Annotated in this window: 3 protein-coding genes; 2 read left to right on the top strand and 1 reads right to left on the bottom strand. The window is 72.0% G+C overall.

The window, feature by feature from the left end:
- Positions 1-255: 255 nt before the first annotated feature.
- The gene (acmB, locus tag QR78_RS30915) at positions 256-1,440 is read left to right on the top strand and encodes a methyl acetate hydrolase AcmB (protein ID WP_048431467.1); all 1,185 of its coding nucleotides are present in this window, start codon (positions 256-258) and stop codon (positions 1,438-1,440) included.
- Here the strand turns inward: acmB and QR78_RS30910 are convergent.
- A complete protein-coding gene (locus QR78_RS30910) occupies positions 1,427-2,677 on the bottom strand; it encodes a NupC/NupG family nucleoside CNT transporter (protein ID WP_048431466.1) in 1,251 nt (416 codons plus the stop codon). The genes acmB and QR78_RS30910 overlap by 14 nt on opposite strands.
- 226 nt (positions 2,678-2,903) lie before the next feature.
- On the opposite strand from QR78_RS30910, the gene QR78_RS30905 reads away from it, so the two are divergent.
- On the top strand, positions 2,904-3,579 hold a 676-nt coding region (locus QR78_RS30905; protein WP_048431465.1), incomplete at its 3' end, for a caspase family protein.

The raw sequence follows: 3,579 nt of genomic DNA, 5'->3' as shown, positions 1-3,579 counted from the left end.
TCCGGGATCCAGCACGAAAAGCCGCGAAGCGTCCGTGTGTCTGCAACGGTGAAAGATGAAGAGCCGCTTCGCGGCACGTCTTCTGCTGGATCCCGGATCTCCTTCCGCTGACGCTCCAGTCGTCCGGGAAAGGGGGTGGAACGCCCGCGTGGTGGCCTCCACTTTCTTCAATGTCGTGTACCGTGTGGCCTGCCCACACAAGTCTGCTTAGTCTGGCACGCAACGAGATCGGCCACGGGCCGGGAGGACACGCGGATGGGCAACGATCTGACGGAAGCGGCCGACGCGATCCTGCGGCGCGGGGTGGCCGGGTCGCCGGCGCTCACCGGCGTGGTCGCGATGGCGACCGACAGGGACCGCGTTGTCTATGCCGGCGCCGCCGGGCAGCGCGCGCCGGACGCGCCGATGACCACCGATGCGGTGATGGCGATCTTTTCCACCACCAAGGCCGTCACCGCCACCGCCGCCCTCCAGCTCGCCGAGGAGGGCCGGCTCGACCTCGACGCCCCGGCCGCCACGTACGTGCCGGACCTCGGCGAGATCCAGGTGCTCGACGGCTTCGCCGAGGACGGGTCCCCGCGCCTGCGCCCGCCGACGCGCCCGATCACCACCCGGATGCTGCTGCTGCACACGGCGGGCTTCGGCTACGACATCTTCAACGAGCGCTACGCCCGGCTCCTGCGGGCGCGCAAGCAGGCGACCGTCACCAGCGGCACCCGCGCCTCGCTGATGACCCCGCTGCTGTTCGATCCCGGCGAGGCGTGGGAATACGGCAGCAACATCGACTGGGCCGGCCAGGTGGTCGAGGCGGTGACGGGCCGCCGCCTCGGGGCGGTGATGCGGGAGCGGATCTTCGCGCCGCTCGGCATGGACTCGACCGGCTTCGTGCTGACCCAGGAGATGCGGGGCCGCCTCGCCCGGATGCACCAGCGTGGCGGGGACGGCGCGTTGACGGAGATCGCCGGCTTCGAGCTGCCGCAGGAGCCCGAGGTCGAGATGGGCGGCCACGGGCTCTACTCCACCGCCGAGGACTACCTGCGCTTCATCCGGATGTGGCTCAACGACGGCGCGGGCCCGCACGGAACGGTTTTGCGGCCCGAGACGGTCGCCATGGCGGCGACGAACGGCCTCGGGCCGGATCTCAGGATCCACGCCCTGCCGGGGGTGAAACGCCACCTCTCCCACGACGCCGAGTTCTTCCCCGGGATGCCGAAATCCTGGGGCCTGAGCTTCATGATCAACGACGAGGAGGCGCCGACCGGTCGCTCGGCCGGCTCGCTCGCCTGGGCGGGCCTCGCCAACCTGTATTTCTGGATCGACCGGACCAGGGGAGTCGGCGGGTTCTGGGGCACGCAGCTCTTCCCCTTCGCCGATCCGGCCTCCGTCGAGAACTTTCTGGCGTTCGAGACGGCGGTGTACCGGAGCCTCACGCCCCGATGAACACCCCGGCGATCGCCGCGCTGGTGAGGTTCGACAGGGTGCCGGCGAGGATCGCCCGCAGGCCGTAGGCCGCGACCTCGGAGCGGCGCTCGGGGATCAGGCTGCCGAAGCTCGCGAGCTGGATCGCGATCGACGACAGGTTGGCGAAGCCGCACAGCGCGAAGCACAGGATCGCGGTGGTGCGGGGGCCGAGCTCGCCGCTCTTCAGGACCGGCGAGAGATTGGCGTAGGCCAGGAACTCGTTGAAGGCGAGCTTCTGGCCGATGGCGCCGCCGACCAGCGTCGCCTGGTCCCAGGGCACGCCGAGGAGCCAGGCGAGCGGCGCCAGGACGAACCCGAGCCCGCCCTCGATCGAGGCGCCGGGCATGCCGACGAGGCCGCCCGCGGTGGCGACGAGACCGTTCAGCAGCGCGATCAGGCCGACGAAGGCGATCAGCATCGCACCGACCGCCGCCGCCACCGCGAGGCCCTTCTGGGTGCCGTCGGCGGCGGCCTCGATCACGTTGACCGCCCGGGTCTCGCCGAAGGTGACCTGCATCGTCGTCACCCGGCTCGGCTCGGTCGAGGGGACCAGGATCTTGGCGTAGAGGAGCCCGCCGGGAATCGCCATGAACGAGGCGGCGAGCAGGTAGGGCATCGGCACGCCGAGCGCGGCGTAGCCGGCGAGGATCGAGCCGGCGGTGGAGGCCGCCCCGCTCGTCATCACGGCGAAGAGCTCGGCCCCGGTGAGCAGCGCCAGGAAGGGGCGCAAAGCCACCGCGATCTCGCTCTGGCCGATGAAGATGGTGATGACCGCCGAGAAGGTCTCGATGCGCGACGTGCCGAGCAGCCGCTGCAAGGCCGCGCCGAGTGCCCGGGCGAGCGCCTGCATCACGCCGAAATGGTAGAGCACGGCGATCAGCGCCGAGACGTAGATGATCTGCGGCAAGACCCGCAGGGCCAGCACGAAGCCGCCGCCGCCGAACAATTCGAACATCTTGGGCTCGACGAGGCCGCCGAACAGGAACGCCACGCCCTTGTCGCCGTAGGACAGGACCGCCTGGACCGCCTCGGCGACGGCGCCGAGGCCCGCGCGGCCGAGGGGCCAGAACAGCACCAGGGCGCCGAGCGTCACCTGCACGGCGAGCGCCGAGAGCACCACCCGCGGCCGGATCGCCCGACGGTCGGTCGAGAACAGCACCGCGATGGCGATCATCAGCGCGATGCTGGCGGCGGCGTGGATCAGTCTGTCCGGCATCGAGGCTCCCTCTCCGGCAAGCGCCGCGGCACCGGCAAGCGCCGCGGCACCGGCAAGCGCCGCGGCACCAGCGAGCGGCACAGCAAGGGTGATGCCGCATCGTTCAGTGCCGGTTCAAGGGCCGGGGGTCGAGATGGGGCACGCCTTGGTCCTGCCCGGAAAACAGGCGATCCGGTGCGATCCGCCGCGAAGGACCGCGGCCCGGCACCCACGGGAGGGCAAAGCCATGCCGCCGCTCCGCCATCTGGTTCTCGCGCTCGCGGCGCTGGCGAGCCTCGTCGCCCCCCTCTTGCCGGCGGCGGCCGCGCCCGCCGAGCGGCGCATCGCCCTCGTGATCGGCAACGGCGCCTATCCGGGCGGCGCGCTGGCGACCGCCGCCAACGATGCCGGCCTCGTCGCCCAGACGCTGCAGGCGGCGGGGTTCGACGTCGTCGGCGCCCGCGACCTCGACGAGGATTCCCTGAGGCGGACCCTGCGCGACTTCACCGACAAGGCCGCGGCGGCGGGACCGGACGCGGTGGCGTTCCTCTACCTCTCCGGCTACGGGCTGCAGCTCGCCAACGAGGCCTATCTCGCCCCGGTCGACGCGCGGATCGAGACCGCCAGCGACGTGCCGCTGCGGACCTTGCGGATCTCGGATTACGTCGCGCGCCTCGCCGCCCTGCCGCTCAAGGCCCGCTTCGTGGTGCTGGACGCCGCGCGGGCCTCGCCCTTCCACGTGAAGGGCGAACCGCTCGCCGGCGGCCTGCCGCTGATGGAGGCCGGGCCCGGCAGCCTGATCGCCACCAACGCCGCGCCCGGCACCGTCGGCCCGGCCGAGACCGGCCCCTACGGCGCCTACGCGCTGGCCCTCGTCGAGATGATCCGGGAGGGCGGCCTCGCGCCCGCCGCCCTGTTCGAGC

This window comes from Methylobacterium indicum (assembly GCF_001043895.1).
Taxonomy (GTDB): Bacteria; Pseudomonadota; Alphaproteobacteria; order Rhizobiales; family Beijerinckiaceae; genus Methylobacterium; species Methylobacterium indicum.
This window is presented reverse-complemented; position numbering and strand designations above follow the sequence as displayed.